The sequence below is a fragment of the Streptomyces sp. NPDC018263 genome (assembly GCF_055562575.1).
The window spans coordinates 304,116-325,851 of the sequence record NZ_JBVHFA010000007.1; the positions used below are offsets into that span (position 1 = coordinate 304,116).

The following is a 21,736-nucleotide window of genomic DNA, read 5'->3' on the forward strand; positions in this document are numbered from 1 at the left end:
GTCCTCCGGTGCCCTCTGGCCTAGAACGGTCCCCGGCAGGGAACATGTCGACATAGCGTCATGGTCATCCCGCACGGTCCGTCTCGTTCCGGGCCCGGTCCCCGCCAGGAGATCACGAAGTGTCCTACGACAGCTCCGAGTTACCCTTCGATCGTCACGAGCCCAGTTGGTCGAGGGGACACGGTCCGACGGAGCCGCCGGGCCCGCGCTCCGGTCCGCACCGCACCCTGCGCATGCTGCGCCGCGCCTACCGCTGGCAGCGGCGCGTGGCGTCCCTCACCGCGCTCGGCTACTTCGCCGTGTTCCTCACGCTGACCGTCAAGGCCCCTTGGCTGATGACCCGTCCGGGTCCGGGCGGACTGCCCACCGGGCTCGTCCTGGCCCTCGTACAGATCCCTGTCACCTGGCTGGCCGTCCTGCTGTACGAGGCCACCGCCTACCGGCTCGTCGACCCGCTGGCCCGTAGCGCCCGCTCGTCCTACCCGGCGCCCGTGCACCGGGAAGGAGGCCGGTGACGGAGTTCAGCGGTCCCGCGCAGTCCTGGTCCCTGGCCGCCTTCTGTTCCGTCGTCGCGCTGACCCTGCTGCTCTGCGTTCTCACCGGTCCGGACGCGGACGACCTCGCCGAGTTCTACACCGGCTACAAATCCCTCTCGCCGCTGCGCAACGGGCTCGCCATCGCCGGGGACTACATCTCCGCCGCCACCGTGCTCACCATCGGCGGCATCATCGCGCTCTGCGGGTACGACGGGGTGGTCCTCGCGCTCAGCGCCGTACTGTCCCTGCTCCTGCTGATGTTCCTGCTCGCCGAGCCGCTCCACAACACCGGCCGCTACACCATGGGCGACGTGCTCGGCCACCGCCACCCCGCACGGTCCGTCCGTATCGCGGCCTGCGCGGTCACCCTGCTCGCGCTCGTCCCGATGATGATCGTCCAGCTCGCCGGGGTGGGTGAACTCCTCGCCTACGTCATGGGTTTCACCGAACCGGCCGCGAAGAACGGCTGTGTGGCCGGAGCCGGGATACTCATGATCAGTTACGCGGCGCTCGGCGGGATGCGGGGTACCGCGCTCGTGCAGATATTCAAGACGGTGATGCTGCTCGCCTCCGGTCTGGTCGTCAGCGGGCTGATCCTGCACACCTTCGGCTGGAGCGCCGAGGCACTGTTCCGCACCGCCGCGCGCGAGAGCGGGGCGGGCCCCGCCTATCTGCGCTGGGGACTGCAGTACTCCAGCAGCCCACACCCCGCGCTCGACCTGGCGAGCACCCAGTGCGCGATCGTGCTGGGCGCCGGGTGTCTGCCGCACGTCACCATGCGCATGTACACCGCCGGGACCCCGCGCCAGGTGCGGCGGGCGATGTCCTGGGCGGTCTCCTCGGTCACCCTGTTCATTCTGATGCTCGTGCTGATCTGCACCGGGGCCACCGCGCTTCTCGGGCACGCCCGCATTACCGGGGCCGATCCGCACGGCACGACCGCCTATCTGCTCGGTGCCCGCGCCGCGTTCGGCGCGAGCCTCTCCCGGTCCGGGAGTCTGCTCTTCGCCACCGTCACCACCGCCGTGTTCCTGACCCTGCTCGCCTCCGTGGCCAGCATGACGCTGGCCTGCGCGAACGCTCTCGCCCACGACCTGACGGCCTCCCGCCCGATGGCACCGGCGCGGGAACTCACCCTCGCCCGCTCGTGCGCCCTGCTGGTCGGCATCCCCGTCATCCTGGTGGCCGCACTCGCCCAGCACCGCAGCCTGCAGCCGCTGGCGACCCTCTCCTTCACCCTCGGCGCCTCCGCCATCGCGCCCGCGCTGCTCTACACCCTCTTCTGGCGTCGCTACAGCCGCGCCGGCCTGCTCGCCACGCTCGTCGTCGGCTCCCTCACCGTCCTCGCCCTTACCCCGGGCACCACCCTCGTCTCCGGCACCCCTCTCTCCGCCTTCCCCGAGGCCGACTTCGACTGGTTCCCCTACAACACCCCGGCCCTCGCCTCCATCCCGGCGGGCTTCCTCGCCGGCTGGCTCGTCTCCCTCCTCTCCGGCAAGTCCGCCGCCGACCGGGAGCGCGCGCGGTACGAAGCCACCGAGCACCGCCTCCTCACGGGGCCGTCGGCTCAAGACCGGCCGGCGGGAGGCACGGATGGCTCTTGACGAGTTCCGGCGACGGGCGGGGCACGTCCGCGACCTCTACGACCGGCTGAACCTCTCCGAACGGGGCCGGGTGTGGACCAACGAGGAGTTCATGCTCGGCTTCGTCGGGGACGTGGGCGACCTGGCCAAGCTGGTCATGGCGGCGGAGGGCGCCCGCGAAGTGCCGGGCGGCCGCGCGGCGTTGGAGCACGAACTCGCGGACTGCCTCTGGTCCGTGCTCACCCTCGCCGACCGCTACGGCATCGACCTCCACGAAGCGTTCCACCGCACGATGACGGAACTGGAGACGACGATCAAGGCCCGCCTGGCCACCGGCGGACCCGAGAAGGCCGAGGACGATGACCATGGACCTTGACGCCTATGCCGCCCGCGCTCGCAACGGCCCCTGCTTCATCTGCGCGTACCTCGACGGCCACCCCGACTACCGGCACGAACCGGTCTACGAGGATGACGCCCACGTGGCCTTCCTCGACCGGTGGCCCACCCTCCCTGGCAAGCTTCTCGTCGCACCCAAGGCACACATCGAGCACGCCGTCCGCGATCTGGACGAGACGGCGTACACCGAGTTGATGCTGGTCGTCCGCCGGGTCGCACTGGCCATGGAGGAGGCCCTGCGCCCGGAGCGGACGTACCTGCTGTCCCTTGGTAGTCGGCAGGGCAACGCGCACCTGCACTGGCACATCGCCGGCCTGCCGCCCGGCGTGCCGTACGAGCGGCAGCAGTTCCACGCCTTGATGACCGAGAACGGTGTCCTCACCCCGACCCCGGCCGAGAACGCCGACCTGGCGCGGCGGCTGCGTGCCCTTCTCGGGGCGGGCCCGGGCGGGGCCTAGAGCGTCGCCGCGAGGGAGTCCGTGTCCTCCGGCTCGCCGAGCTCCGGCGGCTTGCTGGCCAGGGTGAAGACGATGCGGGTGCCCTCGGTGTGGGTGAGGTCGACCGCGATGGTGCCGCCGTGGAATTCGACGATCTTCTTGCACATGGCGAGGCCGATGCCGCTGCCCTGGTAGCGGTCCTTGGTGTGGAGGCGCTGGAAGATGACGAAGACCTTCTCGGCGTACTCGGCGGCGATGCCGATGCCGTTGTCGGTGACGGCGAAGCGCCAGAACTCGCCGTCCTGCTCGGCGGAGATGTGGATGACCGGGGTGTCGCCCGGGCGGCGGAACTTGATGGCGTTGCCGATCAGGTTCTGCCAGAGCATGCCCATCTGCGTGGAGTCGGCGATGAGGGTGGGCAGTTCGTCACGGGTGATCACCGCGCCCGACTCCTCGATGCTGACGCTGATCGCGGTGAGGGTCCGCTTCATCACCGTGTTGAGGTCGACGCTCTGGTGGGTGTTGTGGACGCGTCCCACGCGGGAGAAGTCGAGCAGGTCGTTGATGAGGGTCTGCATGCGGTTCGCGCCGTCGACGGCGAAGTCGATGTACTGGTCCGCCCGTTCGTCGAGCTGACCGCCGTACCGCCGCTGGAGCAACTGCGTGAAGCTGGACACCTTCCGCAGCGGTTCCTGGAGGTCGTGCGAGGCGACGTACGCGAACTGCTCCAGCTCCGCGTTGGACCGCTTGAGGTCGGCGGACTGCTCGTCCAGGCGCAGCCGGGCCTCCTCGCTGTAGTCCAGCGCCCGCACCAGCCGCCTGCGCATGGACTCGATCTCGCCGCTCAACTGCCGCAGGTCGGCGGGGCCGGTCGGGGTGATCGAGTGCCCGAAGTCGCCCTCCGTGATGGTCCGGGCGTCCGCGGCGATCCGCTCCAGCGGCCCGGTGATACCCCGGCGCAGCGCCTCGGAGACGATCACCGCGAGGGCAACGATGACGGCCGCGATGGCGGTGAAGATCCAGCTACGCAGGCGCATCGTGGCGGCCAGGTCCGCCCGCGTCGCCGCGCGGTCGGCGCGCAGTCGGTCCTGCTGGGTGGTCATGGCCGCGCGCACGGCGTCGAAGGCCCCCTTGCCCTTGACCGCGTACTGGGTGGCCAGGGGCGAGGGCCTGCCGGGCGGTGAGGCCGCGATCGGCCGCGCGACCTGCGCCTGCCACGTCTCGACGCGGTCCTCGACGGCCTTCAGGTCACGCAGGCGTGCGGGGTTGCCCCGGAGGAGGTCCGACAGATCCTTCGTATAGGTCCTCTGCTGATCGAGCCCCTGCCGGTACGGTTCGAGGAAGTCGGTCGTGCCGGTGACCCCGTAACCGCGGATGCCCGTCTCCTGGTTGAGCAGCGCCGACTCCAGCCGGATCGAGGTCGTGAGCGCGGGGGACTTCACGTCCACGAGGTTGTCGCTGATCGACGCGGTCCGCGCCAGGGCCCAGGCGCCGGTCGCGCCCAGGAGCACCAGGACGGACATCGCTACGGTGACTCCGAGGCGAAGCCAGCGCCGAGTCGTCCAGCGGGACAGCTCCCGCGGGTGCGGCGGCTTCTCGTCGACGGTCATCCTCTGTTCCCCTCCGCGGTGACGGCCGCGATCGCAGCGGCGCAGGCTTACCTTAGGCGACGATGACAACTGTTGTTGTCGCGGGTGAGGCCGAGGGCTTACTCTGCTGGTCATGCCTGGCAAGAACTTCGTCGTGCCGACCGCACCGCAGGAGATGGCCGCGCTCGCGGACGCCGCGGTCGACGAGGCCGCGCGGCGCATCGTCCACGAGGTGGCGGAGGAGAGTTCCCGTCTTCCCTCGCCGGACGATCCCATGCACGCGCTGACCCGGCTGCACGTACTGACGCATCTCCAGCGGGCCGCCGAACGCCTCCAGCGTGCGGCGGCCGTGGACGCCGCACGCGCGGGCGCCGGCTACCCCCAGCTCGGCGAGGCCAGCGACATGACGCGCCAGGGCGCCCGGCGCCGCTGGCCGGGCCTCTTCACCCACTCCAATGAAGCACCCACGGAGCATCCGATGATGACCACCCCCACCCGCCCCTTCGACGTCCTGCTCGTCGAGGACGACGTCGCCGACGCCCTCCTCATCGAGGAGGCCCTCTCCGAGCGCGGCGCCCGGAACCTGGTCCAGGTCACCGACGGAGTCGCCGCGCTGGAGCACCTGCGCTCCCCGGACAGCGTGCGGCCCGACCTCATCGTGCTCGACCTCAACATGCCCCGTATGAACGGCCGCGAGCTGCTCCAGATCCTCAAGGCGGACGAGGAGCTCCAGACCATCCCCGTCGTCGTCCTCACCACGTCCTCCGCTCCCGACGACGTCGCCAGCGCCTACCAGGGCCACGCCAACGCCTACGTCACCAAGCCCGTCAACCTCGCGGAGTTCGAACAGGCCGTCCAGAGCATCGACGCCTTCTACCTGGAGACGGCGACCCGCCCGCCCCGCGCCTGAACCGCGGGCCCTCAGTCCAGGGCCACGTTCTTCGTTTCCGGGGCCCAGGCCACCGACGCCGCCAGGCCGATCGCGAGGACCGCGGTCAGGGCCAGCATGGTGGGGGAGAAGCCGATGTGGTCGAGGCTCAGGGGGAGGAGGAACGTGCCGATCGCGGAGCCGATGCGGCTCATGCCGTTGAGGAGGCCGACGCCGGAGCTGCGGAGGTCGGTGGGGAAGAGTTCGGCCGGGTAGACCTGGTCGAGGTTGACGGCCGCCGACATGGTGAAGGTGAAGACCAGGAACAGCGGGAAGAGCAGGGCCTTGGGCGCGTCGGGCCAGGCCGCCATGGGGGCGAGCGCGGCGATCAGGACGACGAAGGACCAGATCGTCAGCCCGCGCCGGGTCATCTTCGCCACGAACCACAGGCCCGCCACACTGCCGCCCAGCAGGAACAGGTTCAGGATGCCGTCGCTGGTGGTGTCCTGCTCGCCGACCCCGATCTTGGCCAGCACCAGCGGCAGGAACGTGTAGATGGCGAAGTACGGCACCACCTGGGCGTTGTAGAAGATGACGCCGAACGCCGTGCGCCGCCAGTACTCGGGGCCGAAGAGGTCGCGGTAGCGGGCACGGGGGCGCTCGGCGGCGGCGCGCGCGATACGGGCGAGCGACGCGACCGCGTCCTCGTGGCCGCCCAGTCGGCGCACCACGGCCCGCGCCTGATCGAGGTGCCCGCGCGCGACCAGCCAGCGCGGGGACTCCGGCACACCGAGCCGCAGCAGCACCACCGCCAGCGCGGGCAGACTGCTGGACGCGAGCAGCCACCGCCACGCCTCGCCGCCCAGGCCGACCACCCAGTTGCCGAGGAAGAACGCCACCACGTACCCCACCGTCCACATGACGGTCAGGGACGCGAGCAGCCCGCCCCGGTAGCGGCGCGGTACGAACTCGGCGACCAGCGTCGGGCCCAGCGCGTAGTCGGCGCCGATACCGATGCCGATCAGCAGCCGCAGTACGAACAACTGGGTGGGACCGGTCACGAAGAACTCGGCGGCCGACGCGACCGAGATGAGCAGGAAGTTGTACGTGTAGAGGCGCTGACGGCCGATCCGGTCGGCACCTAAGCCGACGACGACGCTGCCGAGGAAGATGCCGATCAGCGCCGCCGCGCCGAGCAGCCCCTCCCACACGGAGCCGAACCCCAACTGCTTGGCGATCAACGGCAGGGCGATGCTGATGATGCCCAGTTCATAACCGTCGGAGTAATTGGCGCAGAACGTCAGTGCCGTGATGCGCAGATGGAAGCGGTTGAGGGGAGCGTCGTCGAACGCGGTCGCCGCCTGGTCGCTCCCCGCGGGTCCGGGGTTGTCACTCCCGGAGGAAGAGGTCTTGCTCTGCGGCATAGTCTTCGAAACCTTCCAGTCGTTGCCTGGCCGAGGCACCGGCCGCGTCGGCCATCGCCTCCACCAGCGCCACGGTCAGCGAGACGACCGCGGCGTGCGAGTCGAACACGAACTCGGAGGCGACTCCCGCGCTCAGCACGTCGTCGGCGAGCGGGGTGAGCGCCGTGACGAGCCGGTCCGTGATCACAAGCGTGTGCAGGCCCAGGGTGCGAGCCTGTTGGAGCGCGGCCGCGCACTCCCGCGGGTAGCGGGGGAGCGCGACCATCACCAGTGTTTGAGCGCCACACCGGTGGGCGTGCCGCAAATGGTCGCCGAACACACTGCCCGAGTCGGTCAGCAGCCGGACATCCGGATGGATCTTGCTGGCAAGGTAGGCGAACGACGCGGCCTGCGCGGCCGACACGCGGTACCCCACGACGACCAGCGGAACGGACGCCATCAGCCGCTCGGCGATCGCGCGCAGCCGGGACTCGTCGGCGAGCTGGGCGCGCAGCGCGGCGAGGTTGCGCAGGTCGGCGTCGACGGCGGCCTGGAACTTGTTGCCGCCGCGCTCCACGACCGGCTCGGTCGTCGCCGTACGGAGATAGCGCCGGAACTGCGCGTACCCGTCGAAGCCGAGCAGCGCGACGAAACGGGTCACCGACGGCTGGCTCACCTGCGCGTGCTCGGCCAGCTCGGCGCTGGTCAGCGCGGCGGCGTCGCGCGGACGCTCGGCCAGGTAGCTGGCGATGCGCCGCTGGGCGGGGGTGAGGCGGTGCGCGGTGAGCAGCTCGTGCAGCGACCGGGGCACCAGGTTCTCCTTCTCGCCTTCTCGCCTTCTCGCCGGCAGGTTCTTGCCAGCAGGATGAATCAAGAGTTACATGCTATTCGCATCAATGAATGAACTCTTGTCAAGAGGGGTGGCGATGACCGACTCCAGCCGCATCCTGATCAGCGGCGCCGGGCTGCGGTGTGCCGACGTGGTCCGCGTGGCCCGGCGCAGCGCGTGGCCGAAGCTGGCGTCCGACGCGCTGACCAGGGCGGAACAGAGTTACGAACTGGCCGTGGAGCTGGGCGCGAAGGGCGCGGTCTACGGCCGGACCACCGGCGTCGGCGCCAATCGTCACATCGTCGTCGACCCCGACGGCGCCGACCTGCACGGCCTGCGCCTGCTGCGCAGCCACGCCGGCGGCACCGGCGCCCCGCTGCCCGACGACGCGGTGCGCGCGGTCATGGCCGTACGCCTCAACCAGCTCGCCGCCGCCGGCAGCGGCGTACACCCCCGGCTGCTCCGGGCGCTGGAACAGGCCCTGCGTGTCGGAGCCCTGCCCCTCGTACACACCCGTGGTGCGATCGGCACCGGCGACCTCACCGCGCTGGCCGAGATCGCGCTGACCCTCGCCGGTGAACTGCCCTGGGAGTCCGGCGGGATCGACCCCGTCGCGATCAGCCCCGGTGACGCGCTCGCCTTCATCTCCAGCAACGCCGCGACCCTCGCGGAGGCGGTGCTCGCCTGGCACGACCTGTCCCGGCTCCTTGCGGCGAGCCATGTCGTGACCGCGCTGACCTTCTGCGCGCTGGGCGGTTCGGCGGAGGCGTACGACGAGCGCGTACACGCCTCGCGGCCGCACCCCGGCGCCGTGCGGTGTGCCGCCGAGCTGCGCCGGCTGCTCACCTCCGGCGGCGACCTGCCGCCCGGCCGGCGCCTCCAGGACCCGTTCGGTCTACGGGCCTTCCCCCAGGTGCAGGGGCCCGCGCTGGAGGCCGCCGCGCATGTGGAACAGGTGCTGGAGGTCGACATCAACGCGGCGGCGGAGAACCCGCTGATCGACACGGAGACCCAGCAAGCCTTCCACCACGGGCAGTTCTCCACGGCACCGGTCGCGCTGGCCTTCGACTACCTGCGCGCCGCGCTCCACCACACCGCCGAGCTGTCCGCCGCCCGCCTCAGCGACCTCGTCGAACCCGACCTCAGCGGCCTGCCGCCCTTCCTCGCCGAGGGCCCGGCGGACAGCTCCGGCGTCATGATCCTCGAGTACGTCGCCCACGACGCCCTCGGCACCCTCCGCCACGCCGCTTCCCCGGTCACCCTCGGCACCGCCGTCATCTCCCGCGGCCTGGAGGACCACGCCAGCTTCTCCACCCACGCCGTCCGCAGCACGGTCGCGGCCACAGCCGCCTACCGCACGGTCCTGGCCTGCGAACTCCTGGGCGCGGTCAGGGCGTTGCGCATGTCCGGCACCGAACTCCCCGACACCCCCCTCCGCCACGCCTTCACCATGGCCTCGGCCGGCCTCCCGCATGTGGCCGAGGATCACCCCCTGAGCACCGAAATCCAGCAGGCGGAACGGCTGTTGGACCGGCTGGCGGTTCTGTAGGCGCGGAGCCCTGCATGGGTAGTCGATCCGCGATGAGTTTCAGAGGTCCCGTCAGTCTCACCATCACCGTCGACAGTCCGGAGGAAGCCGTGGGTCAGCTATTGCGGGTGCAGAACTTCAATGTTTCCAGTGATGGGATCGGGGCCGGGGAGGATCAGACGCTGGAGCGGCCGTTCGGGCATGTCGATCCCGGGAGGTTCTTCGGGTGGGCCGGGGCCACGGCGAGCTGGCCGATGCGGACCGAGCCGGGCGGGAGCCGGGGGCTGGACGACTACCTCACGCGGGACTACGCGCGGAACATCGGCGCGGAGATCATGGGGCGGAACAAGTTCGGGCCGCAGCGCGGGCCTTGGGAGGACTTGGAGTGGCAGGGGTGGTGGGGCGACGAACCGCCTTTCCGGACACCGGTGTTCGTGCTGACGCACCACAAGCGGCCCTCGATCACCCTGTCCGACACCACCTTCCACTTCGTGGAGGGGGAACCGGCGGACGTGCTCGCGCAGGCCAAGGAGGCGGCGCAGGGCAAGGACGTACGGCTCGGGGGCGGGGCCACCACCATCCGGGAGTTCCTCGACGCCGACCTGGTCGACACCCTGCACGTGGCGGTCTCGCCGTTCGAGCTCGGCTCGGGCGTACGCCTCTGGGATTCCCCCGACGACCTGCTGGACCGGTTCCACCGGGACGTCGTGCCCAGCCCGAGCGGGGTGACGCACCACCTGTTCTGGCGCAAGTGACCAGCGCTCAGGGCAGCCCCGCGACCGGAGCTGCCCTGAGGCGGGGGGGCCGCTCTTTACTCCTTGTCCGCGCCGGTCAGGGCGTCGGTGACCATGCGGGTGGCGAAGTCACGGTCGTCGGACATCCGGTTGATGTGCTCGGCGAGCAGAACCGCCGTCCCCTCCAGCGGGTTCATCTCGGCGTCGGTCCAACGCCCGTACTGCGCACGCCACAGGCTCGGGCTCAGCCCGAGGCCCGAGGAGATGAGCAGCCCGGCCATGATGGGGATGACCTCGGGACGGAAGGTCTGCGGCATCTTGCGCATCGTGCTCACCAGGGTGGGCACCACGGTCTCGATGACGTCCTGGTCGTGCGCCTCGCAGGCCAGCCGCAGCCACTTCATGTACAGGTAGATCAGCGTGCAGGTGCCGTCCAGCAGCGCGTCGAGCCCCGAAGGGCCCAGGGACGCGGCGAACTGGTCGAGCAGCCGCTGGTATTCGGGATCGACCTCAGCCTTGTCGTCATAGATCGCCTGGAGCCGAGAGTCGATCATCAGGAGCGCTCCACCCACGTCGCCGACGGGCGCTTTTGAGGGATCGCAAGGTGATGACACAGGACTCCTCTCACGGGGCCGCGACGGTCCGCGCGGCGTGCCTTCACGGTAGACCGCGGACGGGACGAGGGGTGAGGAATCCAGATGAATCACCGGTACGTGGCCGACCTGCACCGTGGCGGGGTACGCCGGCGGCTTGAACCGGTGCGCGAACCGCCCATGTTCGGAGCCAGGTGATCTGGTCCGTCTGCACGGTGTGGTCAGGGGGTGGCCGGGGGTTCGGCGATGCCGATGAAGTTCCCGGCCATGGTCCGGATATGAACCGACCACCCGAGCGTGGTGAGGTCGTCCGTGAGGGTCTGGGCATCGTGGAACACCTTCACGATGCGGTACTGGCTGCCATCGTCGAGCCGGCGCAGTGCTGCCGGGGCCGGCTGGTCCGCGAGGACTTCCTCGTGTGCCGCTGCGGCGGGGCCGTCGTCGACGAAGACTGCCTTGCCGCCCGGCGCGAGCGCGGCGGCGACGGTGTTCCAGAAACGGGGCAGCCGTGCCGGCGGGACATGGGAGAGCCAGAAGGCGAAGAACACGGTGTCGTAGCGTCGTGGCGGCTGCCACTGGAACAGGTCTGCCTGGAGGAATTGGACGGTGGGGGATGCCGTGCGCGCACGGGCGAGGGCCAACACTTCGGCTGACGCATCGACAGCCGTCACCGACCGCGCCCGCGCTGCGAGCCTCGGGGTCCACTGACCGGTTCCGCAGGCCAACTCCAACGTGCTCAGCTCGCCGGCTTGGTCACCGCGGATACTGTCGGCCTTCACCTTTGGGCAAGGTCAAGTGCCGTGGTGTGATCCCAGTTTGAGAACCGCCCAGGTCTACGCATGGTCCCGCACGATGATCTTTCCGGTGTTCTTGCCGTGCAGCATGCCCAGGAACGCGTCCACGATGTGCTCGAATCCGTCCACCACCGTCTGGTCCAGCGCTAGCCGGCCGCTCTGCAGATGGGGAACCGCGAACTCGTACAACTCGTCCTGCAGATCACGGTAGTTGCTGACCAGGAAGCCCTCCATGCGGAGGCTCTTCTCCACGATGTCCGAGTAGTTGAAGTGCGGCGGGGGCGCGTCCGGGGTGTTGTAGCGGCTGATGGTGCCGATCCGGACGATGCGCCCGAACTCGCGCAGTGCGCCCACCGCGGCGGCCAGTTGTTCGCCGCCGACGTTGTCGACGAAGACGTCGATGTCGTCCGGTGCCGCCTTGGCGAGCAGTTCAGCGGCGAGGCCGTCGTGGTAGTCGAACGCCGCGTCGTAGCCCACCTCCCGGATCAGGTGGTCGACCTTGGCCGCCGAGCCCGCGCTGCCCACGAGTCTGCCGGCGCCCAGCAGCCGGGCGAACCTGCCGGTGGCGGTGCCGACCCCGCCGGCCGCGGCGGAGACGAAGAGGTCGTCGCCCTCCCGGAGCCGGGCGATGCGGGTGAGGCCCACGTAGGCGGTCAGTCCGGTGCCGCCGAGGACGCTCAGGTAGGCCGTCAGGGGGACCCCGTCGAAGCGGGGGAGTTTGCGGATCTCCTCGGGCCGGACCACGGAATGCGTGCGCCAGCCCTGCCGGTGGAACACGATCTCGCCCTCAGTCAGCGCCGGCGTCCGCGAGGCGACGACGCGCCCGAGAGTCCGGCCCTCTAGCGGCGTGTGGAGCGCGAAGCCGCCGGGCACGTCGTCCATCATCTCGCGGTGGTACGGGTCGACGGACCAGTAGAGGTTCTCCACGAGCGCGGTGCCGACCGCGGGATCGGGAATCGCGGACTCGACGAAGGCGAAATCCCTGGTGGTGGGGAAGCCGTGAGGGCGGGCGGTCTGCTGGACGGTGATCGCGTTCTCGGTCATGACGGGACCGTAGGAAGGGAATGGGGCCCTCGGGCAGGCAGTTGACCTCATGTGACGCCCTGTTCCATGAGTCGTTCTCATATCCTGAGGTGAGCACCCTGTGGCCCGCACCAGCGACACCGATCTCGCTCCGCACGAACTGCGCATCCTGGTGGCGGTCGCGGACGCCGGCGGCTTCTCGGCCGGGGCCGAAACGCTCGGCCTGACCCAGTCCGCGGTCTCCCACTCGGTGCGCGGCAGCGAGCGCAAGATCGGCGCCGTTCTGTTCGAACGCGGCCGCAGCGGTGCGAGACCCACTCCGGCGGGGGAGAAGGCTGTGGCGCATGCGCGCCGTGTCCTGCGGCTGCTGGACGTGCTCGTCGCCGAGGTGCGGGGAGCCTCCCGGCCCGAGGCGACGCAGGGGCCGGAGGGCCCGCTGCGGATCGCGGCCTTCCGCAGCACGGCGCTGCACCTGCTGCCGCCGGTCCTGCAGCGGCTGCGCGCGCGGTATCCCGGGATCGAGCCGCAGGTACGCATCGTCCGCGAGCTCGGGCGCGGCACGGCGGGCGAGGTGGCCGACGGGCGGTCGGATCTCGCCATCGCCACACTGGACGCAGCGCGGTTGCCGGCGGGGCTGCTGGCGCGCGGACTCTTCGAAGAGAGCTACTCCCTGGTGCATCCGGCCGGGCACCCGGCTCCGCGCTCGCTGCCGCTGGTCGACTGGGTCGAGAACTGCGGCTCGTACACCCGCGCCTGGTGGGGCGCACAGGACTGGATCCCGCGGGCCACCATCGAGGCCGAGGACGACGGAGCAGTGCTCTCGCTCGTGAGCGGGGGGCACGGAATGGCGATCATGCCCGCGCTCTCCCTGGTCGGAGCACCGGACTCGATCGAGATCACCGATCTCGGTCCGGAGCGCCCGACGCGCCGTATCGGCTATGTGACCACCCCGGAGCTCGCCGGCTCCGCCGTCGTGCGCGCTCTGGTGCGAGAGCTGCGGGCCGCCGGCTCCGCCATCTGACGCAGCCAGTGCCCAAGGCTCTGCTGGGCGCGACCACGGGGGACCCGAGCGTCGACTCCACCGCGTGCCGCGCGTCGGACCGGGCCGACCACGCGTCCGACCCCATCGGGTCCGCGCGGAGTACGGGGGCCGCCCGCTACGACTTCCCCTTCTTCCTCAGCGCCGAAGGCTTGTGCACCGCGGTCCGTCCAGACTTGTCGCTGCGGACCTCGTACTGGGGGTCGTCGGGAGAGGCGTCGACCGTGCGGCCGGCGGCCTCGGTGCGGTCGGTGATCTTCTTCTCGACCTTGCCGGTGGTCTCGGTGCCGTGGGTGCTCCAGGCGACCTTGTCGCCCTTGGCGGGGCGGTCCCTGTCGGAGGCGTTCATATGGGCTCCTGGGTGAGGGGGCTGTCCTCCCACCCTGGCCGGGCGCCGGCCCCTTCGCACCCGGGCGCGGGGTCGGGGGCGGTTCCGGGGGTACACGGTGGGGCGTAGGACCGTGGCCGATCAAGGAGGAAGTGGCGATGGACAGCGTGCGCGAGATCATGACGGGAAACCCCACGACGGTGGACGGCCAGGAGTCGGTCACGTCCGTGGCGCGGACGATGCGTGACGGCGAGGTCGACGTCGTGCTCGTGGTGGAGGGCGGTGCGCTGCGGGGACTTGTCAGCGATCACGACCTCGTCGTACGCGCCCTCGCGGAGTCGGCCGACGCCGACAGGACGACCGTGGCCGAGATGGTGCGTGGCGGGCTCGTCACCGTCGACATCGACGACGGTCTCGACAACGTCGCCCGGCTGATGGAGGAGAACTCGGTCCGCCAGGTCGCCGTCATCGAGAGCGGTTCCCCGGTGGGCATCGTGAACGCGAGTGATCCCCGCCTCCAGGGCCGCTCGGGCCGCATCGACTCACCCACCCCGGAACACGCCCGCAAGTCGCGCGGCGACAGCTAGGCCACTCCTGCCGGCGAGCGGGCAGGCGCCCGGACGGCGTCCCCGCTCGTCGCGCATCTTCGCGCCCACCCTCGTACATTGGGCCGGACACCGCTGGGAGGTCGGTCATGCGGCATACCGTCACGGTTGCGGGCCCCGCCGCGCCCGATGTGGTCTGGGAACGGTACGCGCGGTACGAGGAGTGGGCCCGGTGGGCGCCGCATCTGCGGGCGGTCCGGACGGAGGGGGACGTCATCCGGCCGGGTGCCCGGGGTGAGGTGGAGGTGGCGGGGTTCCTGCGGGGGCGGTTCGTGGTCACCGAGGTCGATGAACCCAGGGGCGCCTGGGCCTGGAAGGTCAACTTTCTCGGTATCCCGGTACTGGTGGGGCACACCATGGAACCGCAGGGCACCGGTACCAGGGTCGCCGTCCACCTGACGGCACCCGTACCGGTACCGCTGGTCTACGCGCCCATGGTCGACTGGGCGCTGCACCGGCTCACCCGCGTCTGACCCGGCGCTCGCGCCGCACCTGAGCCCCGGCGCGCGACTCAGCGCCCGCGCCCCACCTGAGCCCCCGCGCCCGACTCAGCGCCCGCGCCGCACCTGCGCCGCCCGCCTGGCCTCGGCCAGCTTGCGGGCCTCGCTCGTCTTGCGGGACGGCCGGCCGCCGGACGTGTCCTTGCTGGAGCCCATGCCCCGGAAGGGCGCGTTGGTGTTCTTGGGCCGCGACGACGGACCACCGTCGAGCGGGGTGCCGGACGGCCTGCGCGCGCCGGTGATGCGGGACAGCGCCGCCTCGCCCGAGCGCACCTTGGTGACCGTCGGCTCGATACCGGCCTCCGACGTCACCTTGCTCAGCTCGCGCCGCTGGCCCGACAGCACCAGCGTGACCACCCTGCCGGAGTCGCCGCCGCGCGCGGTACGGCCCGCCCGGTGCAGGTAATCCTTGGCGTCGGCGGGCGGGTCGACGTTGACCACGAGGTCGAGGTCCTCGATGTGCAGGCCGCGCGCCGCGACGTTGGTCGCCACCAGCGCGGTGATCTGCCCGTCCTTGAACTGCGCGAGGGTACGCGTGCGCTGCGGCTGGGACTTGCCGCTGTGCAGGGCCGCCGCGTGCACCCCGCTGGCCCGCAGGTGCCGGGTGAGCTGGTCGACGCCGTGCTTGGTGTCCAGGAACAGCAGGACGCGGCCGTCGCGCGCGGCGATCTCCGTGGTCACGGCGTACCGGTCCGGGCCGTGCACCACCAGGACATGGTGGTCCATCGTCGTGACGGCGCCCGCCGACGGGTCGACGGAGTGCGCGGCCGGGTCCTGGAGGTGGTCGCGGACCAGTCCGTCGACATCGCCGTCCAGGGTCGCGGAGAACAGCATGCGCTGACCGTCGGGCCGTACCTGCTCCAGCGCCTCGGTGACCTGCGGCAGGAAGCCCATGTCGCACATCTGGTCGGCCTCGTCGAGGACGGTGATCCGGACCCGGCCCAGACGGCACGCCTTGCGCTCGATGAGGTCGTGCAGCCGGCCCGGCGTGGCGACGACGACCTCGGCGCCGTCGCGCAGCGCGGCGATCTGGCGGCCGATCGACATGCCGCCGACCACCGCGGCCATCCGCAGCCCCAGCGCGTCGGCGTACGGGGTGAGCGCCTCGCAGACCTGCTGGGCCAGTTCGCGGGTGGGTACCAGGATCAGGGCCAGCGGCTGCTTGGATTCGGCGCGACGACCCGCCGTACGCGCGAGCAGCGGGAGGCCGAAGGCGAGGGTCTTGCCGGAACCGGTGCGGGCGCGTCCCAGGATGTCGCGCCCGGCGAGGGCGTCGGGGATCGTGGCGGCCTGGATCGGGAAGGGCTCGCGCACGTCCAGCTCGGCGAGCTTGCGCTGCACCGCGGGCGGCAGGTCCAGGCCGGCGAAGGAGGTGGCCGACGGCTGCGACTCGGCGGGGTCCGGGTGGTTCATGACAAGCCTTCCGTAAGAGGGGACGTACCGAGGAAGGCCCGGTAGGACGAGGTACGGCGACCGGACGGGCGGGGTCACCGGCCGTCACCACCGTGCAAAAGTTTCACGCTAACACAAGGGGCGTACCGGGGTCCGGTCGGGCCGGTACCCGGCTCCGGTCGGCCTGATACCCGGATCAGCTCGGGCAGGAGCGGACCGGGAGTGCACGGCATAGTGGTATGAGCTGATGCAAAAGACGCGCCCCGTGTGCTCGTACCGGGGCGGTCGACGGGAAGGCGACAGGTATGGGTGCCGAGGACCTGTGGGAGCACGGGCCCGGCCCGGCCGAGGACCGGGCGGTCAGGCTGCCCGGCGGCCTGCTCGACCTGCTGCACGCCTCCGCCGTGGTCACGGACGCCGGGGGCCGCATCGTCCTGTGGAGCCCCGAGGCCGAGCAACTGTTCGGCTACGACGCGACCGAGGCGCTCGGCAGGTCCATGGCCGAGCTGCTGGCGCTGCCCGAGGACGCGCAGCGCATCCGCGAACTGTTCCGGCAGGCGCAGGTCGGCACCAGCTTCGCGGGGGTCTTCCTCGCCCGGAGCAAGGACGGTTCGACCCGTTCGGTCGAATACCGCAAGGGCCGTCTGCACGACCCCGACGGGAACGTGCTCGGGCTGACGCTCGCCGCCGACGTCGACACCGTGCGCCGGGTGGAGAGCGACCTCGCCCTGTCCGAGCTGCTGATCAACCAGTCGCCCGTCGGCCTCGCGGTCTTCGACACCGAGCTGCGCTGGATGCGTATCAACGCCGCCCTGACCACCGCCAACGGCGTGACCGAGGAGGATGTCGTCGGGCGGCGGCTGGAGGACACGCTGCCGGGCGTGGACACCCAGGCCATCGAGTCCGCGATGCGGCGGGTGCTGCGCACCGGCGAGCCGATCCTCGACCACCGCACCATCGGCCGCGTCCCGGCCGACCCGGACCGCGACCACGCCTGGTCGGAGTCGTACTACCGGATCGAGGACCGGCGCGGGAAGGTGCTGGGCGTAGCGGTGTCCGTCGTGGACGTCACCGCCCGCCACCTCGCCGCCGCCGAGATCGCGGCCGCGCACCGGCACCTGGCCACCCTCTCCGAGGCCAGCGCCGACATCGGCAGCACGCTCGACCTGCGGCAGACGGCGCGCGAGCTGGCCGAGGCCGTCGTACCCCGGTTCGCGGACCTGGCCACGGTCGACCTGCTGGAGTCCGTCGCCACCGGCCGGCGCACCGCGCCGGGCGACCAGGCCCGCTTCGTCACCGTCGCCGTCGCCCCGGCCGAGCCGGACGACGCCATGGGCGGCGCCGCGCTGTGGGAGGACCTCGACACCGAGGAACCGCCCCCGATGATGCGCCGCAGCGTCCGGGAGGGGACCCCGGCGATGATCCCCGGCGTGGACTCCGGCGCGCTGCGCCGGATCTCGGGCGACGAACAGGCCGTCGCGGCACTCCGCAAGGCGGGCGTACGCAGCTACCTCGTGGCGCCGCTGGTCGCGCGCGGCACCGTGCTCGGCGTACTGAGCCTGTACCGCACGGGCAACACCCGCCCCTTCGACAGCCGCGACCTGCAGATGGTGTGCGAGATCGTCGGGCGGGCCGCCATCAGCGTGGACAACGCCCTGCTGTACGGCCGCGAGCGGGACACCGCGCTCACCCTCCAGCGCAGCCTGCTCCCGCAGACCCCGCCCGACCAGCCGGAGGGGCTGGAGATCGCGGTCGGCTACCGTCCCGCGGGCAGCGGCACCGAGGTCGGCGGCGACTGGTACGACGTACTGCCGCTCAGCGACGGCAAGGTGGGCCTGGTGGTCGGTGATGTGATGGGCAGCGGTGTCCGGGCCGCCGCCATCATGGGCCAACTGCGCACCACCACAAGGGCGTTGGCCCGCCTCGACCTGCCGCCCGCCGAACTGCTCGGCCACCTGGACGAGACCGCCGCCACGCTCAGCGAGTCCTTCGCCACCTGCGTCTACGCGGTCTGCGACCCCAGGCGCGGCACCTGCACCTTCTCCAGCGCGGGCCACCTCCCGCCGGTCCTCGTCCAGCCGGACCACGGGGCCACGCTCCTCACCGTCCCCACCGCCGCGCCCCTGGGAGTCGGTGGAGTCCCCTTCGGCACACTGGAGGTCAAACTCCCCGAGGGCTCCCTGCTCGCCCTGTACACCGACGGTCTGGTGGAGACCCGGTACGACGCCATCGACGTCGGACTGCATTCCCTCTGCCGCACGCTGGAGAGCGCGACCGGCTCCCTCCAGCAGACCTGCGACAGCGTCCTCGACACCGTCGACCACTCTTCGGCCGACGATGTGGCGCTGCTGCTGGCGCGGTTCGGCGGGGCGTAGGCCCGCCTGCGGCTGCCGGGCACGCCGACCGATGGCGTGCCCGGCGGAGTCGGTCAGGAGCGGGCGGTGTCCGCGCCCTTCAGGCCGAAGATGTCGACCGCGTGGTAGTAGGTCCAGGCCGTCGAGTTGCAGGAGGTCTTGGTGGCGCCGGAGTAGTTGTTGCAGACGCGCTTGAGGTCCTCGTAGAAGGCGGAGTCGATACGGGACTTGTTCGCGGAGAAGGTGCCGGCGGCCTTGTAGTTGCGGTAGCCGAAGTCGTGGCGGGCGCAGGCGGTCTGGAAGGGGAAGCCGAAGGGGTTGTCGGGGGAGGAACTGCAGTAGTCCGTCGACCAGTCGAAGCCGTACGCGGCCCAGGCGCCCTGGTTCGCCCGCGCGGAGACCCACGCGTTGTAGCTGGTGACGCTGGTCTGGGTCCAGGAGCTGAGCACCTGCGGTTTGTCGGCGGGCGCCGCCGATGCGTCACTGGCGAGAACCAGCACCGCGGGGAGTGCCAGGGCGGCACCGGCGGCGGCGAGGGAGACGGCGTGGGGACGGCGCATGGAAGACCTCCGGAGTGTGGGGCCCAGCAGGGCCTCGCGGGGTTTGCGAGGCGGGGTCAGCTTGGCCCACCACTCGGCGGCGTGAACAGTCCATGTCAAAAGATTCTTCGCGTGAATTCAACAAACCGTCAGCTTGAATCAGGTCCAACCCGGTCAATCCGGTGGGGATGCCGGCTCGATGGCGGACATCGTCAGCGTCGAGGGGGCGGCCGAATTGGGTAGCGTGGGAGTCCAGCAGGCGCATCGAGAAAAGGGGTGACCCGTGCGGATCTCCGTCTCCTCCGACATGGACGAGCCCGTGGCCCGGCTACTCGTGGCGGAGCTGCGCGAGCGCGGTCACGAGGTGCGCGAGCACGGCGCGCTGCGGACCGGCGCCGACCCGCAGTGGGCGGTGTGCTCCGAGGCCGCCGCGCGGGAGGTGGGCGAGGGTGCGGCCGATCAGGCGGTCGTGTGCTGCTGGACCGGCACCGGCGCCTCGATCGCCGCGAACAAGGTGCCGGGGGTGCGGGCCGCGCTCTGCGCGGACGCCGCCACGGCGGAGGGCGCGCGCCGCTGGAACGACGCCAATGTCCTCGCCCTCAGCCTCCGCCTCACCTCGGAGCCGCTGCTGAAGGAGATCCTCGACGCCTGGTTCGCGGCCGCGCCCAGCCATGACGAGGAGGACCGCCGCAACGTGGCCCACGTCGAAGCACTCGACGCACGGTCACGCTGAGACGGTCCCCGCAGGAAGGGTTCCGGGTCAGTGGGCGCCCAGGCCGCCCCCGCCGAAGGAGCCGCTGGACCCCTTGCTCCAGCGCGGCCGGTCCTTGTTCTCGCTGGTCCTGGTGTGCATGTTGTGGAGTTCGTACGGGGTGAGCGCGCGGCCGCCCTTGGGGGTCCGCGGGATCTCGTCGGGTTCCCGGTTCTCCTGTATCTCCCGAGTCACGCCCTCCGGGGGAAGGTGCGGCTGTTCCTCGGCGCTGGGCCGGGGCGGCTCCCTGTCCTTGATCCGGCTGTTGATCCAGAAGCCGCCCCCGAGCAGCGCCAGCACGCCGACGGCGACGACGAAGAGCACCAGGCTCATGAGCCCGCTCGGCGCCGCCAACTGTGTCATCGCGGTGTCCATAACAGTGGAGTACCCCGTACAAAAGGTGTGAATCGGACACTTTCCGTGGTTGTGCGGACACCGCCCGTGCCCCGCGAACTCTCGTCGCCCATCAGGCCGTTGCCCACGCGTTTACGCCGCCGCACCACGGCTACCCGCCCTCTGTGACACCTCCGCCCCACCCTTCGCGGGAGCAGCTCTACCAGTTCCTGGAGGACCGGTTCGCCTGTGCCCAGGCTTGCTCCGACTGTGCGCGCGCCTGCGCGGTGCGCGCCAGCCTCGTGGGCTCGTACGGCACCGCCGGGCAGGAGCGCGCCCGGCGCCTCGGGATCATGTGCGCCGAGGTGTGCGACACCACCTGCCGCGCGCTCTCCGAGGAGGGCCGCGCGGACGGTGAGGGCACCGAGGACGAGATCCGGCTCCAGCTCGAATGGTGCCGTTCGCTCTGCGTAGAGGCGGCCGAGGCGTTCGACGGCCAGCCCGGCGCCGAGAACGCCGCAACCGCCTGCCGCACCTGCGCCCAGGCGTGCACGGACTTCATGGCGGCCCTCGCCGCCTGACCCTGTCCCGGCGCGGAACGCACGGCGTAGCCTGCGGGCATGGACGACGCGCGCGGACGCGATCCCGGCCTGTTCACCCCGGCCTCGGTGACCTGGCATCTGCACGGCGACCCCATGATGTGGATCGCCGGCATCCGCGCGCTCTACCTCCAGGCCCTGCATCCGCGCGCGGTGCGCGGCGTGCTCCAGAACTCCGACTTCCGCCGGGACGCCTGGGGCCGGCTCCTGCGCACCGCGGACTTCGTCGGCGTCACCACCTACGGCACCACCGGGGACGCCGAGCGCGCCGGCGAGCGCGTACGCAAGATCCACAGCATGCTGACCGCGACCGACCCGGACACCGGTGAGCGCTACGGGGTCGGCGAGCCGGAGCTGCTGCTCTGGGTGCACTGCGCCGAGATCGGGTCCTACCTCCACGTGCTGCGCCGCTCCGGCTTCCCGCTCACCGGCGCCCAGGCCGACCGCTACCTCGCCGAGCAGCGGGTCGGCGCCCGCCTGGTCGGCCTCGACCCGGCCCAAGTCCCCGCCGGCCGGGCGGCGCTCGACGCCTACTTCGAGAAGGTCCGCCCCGAGCTGGCCGGACCCGAGGCCCACGAGGTCGACGACTTCCTGTGCCGCCCGCCGACCCACCCCCTCCTCGTCCCGGCCCGCGCCCTCCTCTGGCGCCACGTCGCCGGCCTCGCCTACGCCTCCCTCCCCGCCTGGGCGCACGCCCTCTACGGCCGCCCCGCACCCCCGCCCGCCACGGTCACCCGCCGCCTCCGCACCACGGGCACCCTCCTGCGCGCGATCCCCGCCGGCCTGCGCCACCGGACCCCACCCCGGCACCTGCTGCACGCGGTCACCCGCCTGGGCCCGTCGGCCCGCCCCGGCCCGGCACCCGTACCGCGGTGAGACCATGATCGTCTTTGATCAAGGGCTGGTAAAAACAGGGAAGTCGGCGGCGGAGATAGCTCCCGGATAGCTCCCGTTGCGATCCTTTGGCATCTTTTCGATCATCG

24 protein-coding genes are annotated in these 21,736 nt (G+C 71.3%); 14 read left to right on the plus strand and 10 right to left on the minus strand.

The features are described from left to right. Window positions 1-119: 119 nt before the first annotated feature. Genes ACZ3HQ_RS21905 through ACZ3HQ_RS21920 form a run of 4 tightly spaced genes read left to right on the plus strand, consistent with a single transcriptional unit; the run spans window position 120 to window position 2,973 of the window. Complete coding sequence (locus ACZ3HQ_RS21905) at window positions 120-515, plus strand: DUF485 domain-containing protein (RefSeq protein ID WP_467513258.1); 396 nt, start codon at window positions 120-122, stop codon at window positions 513-515. Then, entirely contained in the window at window positions 512-2,140 is a 1,629-nt protein-coding gene (locus ACZ3HQ_RS21910) for a sodium/solute symporter (RefSeq protein ID WP_467513259.1), read from the plus strand. Before ACZ3HQ_RS21905 ends, ACZ3HQ_RS21910 begins: the two co-directional genes overlap by 4 nt. Beyond that, window positions 2,130-2,495: a MazG nucleotide pyrophosphohydrolase domain-containing protein gene (locus ACZ3HQ_RS21915; protein WP_467513261.1), complete on the plus strand. Its 366-nt coding sequence runs from the start codon at window positions 2,130-2,132 to the stop codon at window positions 2,493-2,495. The genes ACZ3HQ_RS21910 and ACZ3HQ_RS21915 overlap by 11 nt, the downstream gene beginning before the upstream one ends. Next, window positions 2,479-2,973, plus strand: a complete 495-nt coding sequence (locus ACZ3HQ_RS21920) for an HIT family protein (protein ID WP_467513263.1) — start codon at window positions 2,479-2,481, stop codon at window positions 2,971-2,973. The genes ACZ3HQ_RS21915 and ACZ3HQ_RS21920 overlap by 17 nt, the downstream gene beginning before the upstream one ends. Here the strand turns inward: ACZ3HQ_RS21920 and ACZ3HQ_RS21925 are convergent. Then, a complete protein-coding gene (locus ACZ3HQ_RS21925; protein ID WP_467513264.1) occupies window positions 2,970-4,562 on the minus strand; it encodes an ATP-binding protein in 1,593 nt (530 codons plus the stop codon). The genes ACZ3HQ_RS21920 and ACZ3HQ_RS21925 overlap by 4 nt on opposite strands. Before the next feature lie 112 nt (window positions 4,563-4,674). Here ACZ3HQ_RS21925 and ACZ3HQ_RS21930 point away from each other — a divergent pair, with 112 nt between their 5' ends. Next, window positions 4,675-5,451, plus strand: a complete 777-nt coding sequence (locus tag ACZ3HQ_RS21930) for a response regulator (RefSeq protein WP_467513266.1) — start codon at window positions 4,675-4,677, stop codon at window positions 5,449-5,451. An 11-nt stretch (window positions 5,452-5,462) separates the two neighbouring features. Here ACZ3HQ_RS21930 and ACZ3HQ_RS21935 read toward each other — a convergent pair whose 3' ends face one another. Together ACZ3HQ_RS21935 and ACZ3HQ_RS21940 are read right to left on the minus strand one after the other, a co-directional pair. After that, window positions 5,463-6,833, minus strand: coding sequence for an MFS transporter (locus tag ACZ3HQ_RS21935; protein WP_467513267.1), 1,371 nt, complete (start codon window positions 6,831-6,833; stop codon window positions 5,463-5,465). Further along, on the minus strand, window positions 6,799-7,686 hold the full coding sequence (locus ACZ3HQ_RS21940; RefSeq protein ID WP_467513268.1) for a MurR/RpiR family transcriptional regulator: 888 nt from the start codon (window positions 7,684-7,686) through the stop codon (window positions 6,799-6,801). Before ACZ3HQ_RS21940 ends, ACZ3HQ_RS21935 begins: the two co-directional genes overlap by 35 nt. Window positions 7,687-7,738: 52 nt before the next feature. Between ACZ3HQ_RS21940 and ACZ3HQ_RS21945 the strand changes: the two genes are divergently transcribed. After that, window positions 7,739-9,190, plus strand: a complete 1,452-nt coding sequence (locus ACZ3HQ_RS21945; protein WP_467513270.1) for an aromatic amino acid ammonia-lyase — start codon at window positions 7,739-7,741, stop codon at window positions 9,188-9,190. Window positions 9,191-9,279: 89 nt separating this feature from the next. Further along, window positions 9,280-9,924, plus strand: coding sequence for a dihydrofolate reductase family protein (locus tag ACZ3HQ_RS21950; protein ID WP_467513271.1), 645 nt, complete (start codon window positions 9,280-9,282; stop codon window positions 9,922-9,924). Window positions 9,925-9,980: 56 nt separating this feature from the next. Here the strand turns inward: ACZ3HQ_RS21950 and ACZ3HQ_RS21955 are convergent, their stop codons facing one another. The 3 genes from ACZ3HQ_RS21955 to ACZ3HQ_RS21965 form a co-directional block, all read right to left on the minus strand. Next, window positions 9,981-10,517: a hypothetical protein gene (locus tag ACZ3HQ_RS21955; protein WP_467513273.1), complete on the minus strand. Its 537-nt coding sequence runs from the start codon at window positions 10,515-10,517 to the stop codon at window positions 9,981-9,983. 200 nt (window positions 10,518-10,717) lie between these two features. Beyond that, window positions 10,718-11,275: a class I SAM-dependent methyltransferase gene (locus ACZ3HQ_RS21960; RefSeq protein ID WP_467513275.1), complete on the minus strand. Its 558-nt coding sequence runs from the start codon at window positions 11,273-11,275 to the stop codon at window positions 10,718-10,720. Between the two features lie 54 nt (window positions 11,276-11,329). Next, complete coding sequence (locus tag ACZ3HQ_RS21965; protein ID WP_467513276.1) at window positions 11,330-12,334, minus strand: NADP-dependent oxidoreductase; 1,005 nt, start codon at window positions 12,332-12,334, stop codon at window positions 11,330-11,332. A gap of 100 nt (window positions 12,335-12,434) precedes the next feature. Here ACZ3HQ_RS21965 and ACZ3HQ_RS21970 point away from each other — a divergent pair, with 100 nt between their 5' ends. Continuing rightward, window positions 12,435-13,334, plus strand: a complete 900-nt coding sequence (locus ACZ3HQ_RS21970) for a LysR family transcriptional regulator (RefSeq protein WP_467513278.1) — start codon at window positions 12,435-12,437, stop codon at window positions 13,332-13,334. A gap of 136 nt (window positions 13,335-13,470) precedes the next feature. Here the strand turns inward: ACZ3HQ_RS21970 and ACZ3HQ_RS21975 are convergent, their stop codons facing one another. Continuing rightward, the gene (locus ACZ3HQ_RS21975; protein WP_467513279.1) at window positions 13,471-13,701 is read right to left on the minus strand and encodes a hypervirulence associated TUDOR domain-containing protein; all 231 of its coding nucleotides are present in this window, start codon (window positions 13,699-13,701) and stop codon (window positions 13,471-13,473) included. Window positions 13,702-13,838: 137 nt separating this feature from the next. Here ACZ3HQ_RS21975 and ACZ3HQ_RS21980 point away from each other — a divergent pair, with 137 nt between their 5' ends. Beyond that, window positions 13,839-14,267, plus strand: a complete 429-nt coding sequence (locus ACZ3HQ_RS21980; RefSeq protein ID WP_467513280.1) for a CBS domain-containing protein — start codon at window positions 13,839-13,841, stop codon at window positions 14,265-14,267. A gap of 107 nt (window positions 14,268-14,374) precedes the next feature. Then, window positions 14,375-14,758: an SRPBCC family protein gene (locus ACZ3HQ_RS21985; protein ID WP_467513282.1), complete on the plus strand. Its 384-nt coding sequence runs from the start codon at window positions 14,375-14,377 to the stop codon at window positions 14,756-14,758. A gap of 75 nt (window positions 14,759-14,833) precedes the next feature. On the opposite strand, the gene ACZ3HQ_RS21990 is transcribed toward ACZ3HQ_RS21985, so the two are convergent. Continuing rightward, complete coding sequence (locus ACZ3HQ_RS21990) at window positions 14,834-16,198, minus strand: DEAD/DEAH box helicase (protein ID WP_467513283.1); 1,365 nt, start codon at window positions 16,196-16,198, stop codon at window positions 14,834-14,836. Between the two features lie 284 nt (window positions 16,199-16,482). Between ACZ3HQ_RS21990 and ACZ3HQ_RS21995 the strand changes: the two genes are divergently transcribed. After that, window positions 16,483-18,552, plus strand: coding sequence for a SpoIIE family protein phosphatase (locus tag ACZ3HQ_RS21995; RefSeq protein WP_467513285.1), 2,070 nt, complete (start codon window positions 16,483-16,485; stop codon window positions 18,550-18,552). Between the two features lie 53 nt (window positions 18,553-18,605). Here ACZ3HQ_RS21995 and ACZ3HQ_RS22000 read toward each other — a convergent pair whose 3' ends face one another. Beyond that, window positions 18,606-19,091, minus strand: coding sequence for a phospholipase (locus tag ACZ3HQ_RS22000; protein ID WP_467513286.1), 486 nt, complete (start codon window positions 19,089-19,091; stop codon window positions 18,606-18,608). Between the two features lie 262 nt (window positions 19,092-19,353). On the opposite strand from ACZ3HQ_RS22000, the gene ACZ3HQ_RS22005 reads away from it, so the two are divergent. Then, complete coding sequence (locus tag ACZ3HQ_RS22005) at window positions 19,354-19,803, plus strand: RpiB/LacA/LacB family sugar-phosphate isomerase (RefSeq protein WP_467513287.1); 450 nt, start codon at window positions 19,354-19,356, stop codon at window positions 19,801-19,803. 27 nt (window positions 19,804-19,830) lie between these two features. Here ACZ3HQ_RS22005 and ACZ3HQ_RS22010 read toward each other — a convergent pair whose 3' ends face one another. After that, window positions 19,831-20,184, minus strand: coding sequence for a DUF6479 family protein (locus ACZ3HQ_RS22010; protein ID WP_467513289.1), 354 nt, complete (start codon window positions 20,182-20,184; stop codon window positions 19,831-19,833). 155 nt (window positions 20,185-20,339) lie between these two features. Here ACZ3HQ_RS22010 and ACZ3HQ_RS22015 point away from each other — a divergent pair, with 155 nt between their 5' ends. Next, window positions 20,340-20,735, plus strand: coding sequence for a four-helix bundle copper-binding protein (locus ACZ3HQ_RS22015; RefSeq protein ID WP_467513291.1), 396 nt, complete (start codon window positions 20,340-20,342; stop codon window positions 20,733-20,735). A gap of 39 nt (window positions 20,736-20,774) precedes the next feature. After that, window positions 20,775-21,629, plus strand: a complete 855-nt coding sequence (locus tag ACZ3HQ_RS22020; protein WP_467513292.1) for an oxygenase MpaB family protein — start codon at window positions 20,775-20,777, stop codon at window positions 21,627-21,629. The last annotated feature ends 107 nt before the right edge of the window (window positions 21,630-21,736 follow it).

Excerpts from the sequence above, each read along its gene's own strand:
- ACZ3HQ_RS22020 (WP_467513292.1), top strand. The coding sequence starts at position 20,775 with ATGGACGACGCGCGCGGACGCGATCCCGGCCTGTTCACCCCGGCCTCG.
- ACZ3HQ_RS21965 (WP_467513276.1), bottom strand. The coding sequence starts at position 12,334 with ATGACCGAGAACGCGATCACCGTCCAGCAGACCGCCCGCCCTCACGGC.
- ACZ3HQ_RS21930 (WP_467513266.1), top strand. The coding sequence starts at position 4,675 with ATGCCTGGCAAGAACTTCGTCGTGCCGACCGCACCGCAGGAGATGGCC.
- ACZ3HQ_RS21990 (WP_467513283.1), bottom strand. The coding sequence starts at position 16,198 with ATGAACCACCCGGACCCCGCCGAGTCGCAGCCGTCGGCCACCTCCTTC.
- ACZ3HQ_RS21945 (WP_467513270.1), top strand. The coding sequence starts at position 7,739 with ATGACCGACTCCAGCCGCATCCTGATCAGCGGCGCCGGGCTGCGGTGT.
- ACZ3HQ_RS21995 (WP_467513285.1), top strand. The coding sequence starts at position 16,483 with ATGGGTGCCGAGGACCTGTGGGAGCACGGGCCCGGCCCGGCCGAGGAC.
- ACZ3HQ_RS21980 (WP_467513280.1), top strand. The coding sequence starts at position 13,839 with ATGGACAGCGTGCGCGAGATCATGACGGGAAACCCCACGACGGTGGAC.
- ACZ3HQ_RS22010 (WP_467513289.1), bottom strand. The coding sequence starts at position 20,184 with ATGACACAGTTGGCGGCGCCGAGCGGGCTCATGAGCCTGGTGCTCTTC.
- ACZ3HQ_RS21925 (WP_467513264.1), bottom strand. The coding sequence starts at position 4,562 with ATGACCGTCGACGAGAAGCCGCCGCACCCGCGGGAGCTGTCCCGCTGG.
- ACZ3HQ_RS22000 (WP_467513286.1), bottom strand. The coding sequence starts at position 19,091 with ATGCGCCGTCCCCACGCCGTCTCCCTCGCCGCCGCCGGTGCCGCCCTG.
- ACZ3HQ_RS21985 (WP_467513282.1), top strand. The coding sequence starts at position 14,375 with ATGCGGCATACCGTCACGGTTGCGGGCCCCGCCGCGCCCGATGTGGTC.
- ACZ3HQ_RS21935 (WP_467513267.1), bottom strand. The coding sequence starts at position 6,833 with ATGCCGCAGAGCAAGACCTCTTCCTCCGGGAGTGACAACCCCGGACCC.
- ACZ3HQ_RS21915 (WP_467513261.1), top strand. The coding sequence starts at position 2,130 with ATGGCTCTTGACGAGTTCCGGCGACGGGCGGGGCACGTCCGCGACCTC.
- ACZ3HQ_RS21975 (WP_467513279.1), bottom strand. The coding sequence starts at position 13,701 with ATGAACGCCTCCGACAGGGACCGCCCCGCCAAGGGCGACAAGGTCGCC.
- ACZ3HQ_RS21920 (WP_467513263.1), top strand. The coding sequence starts at position 2,479 with ATGACCATGGACCTTGACGCCTATGCCGCCCGCGCTCGCAACGGCCCC.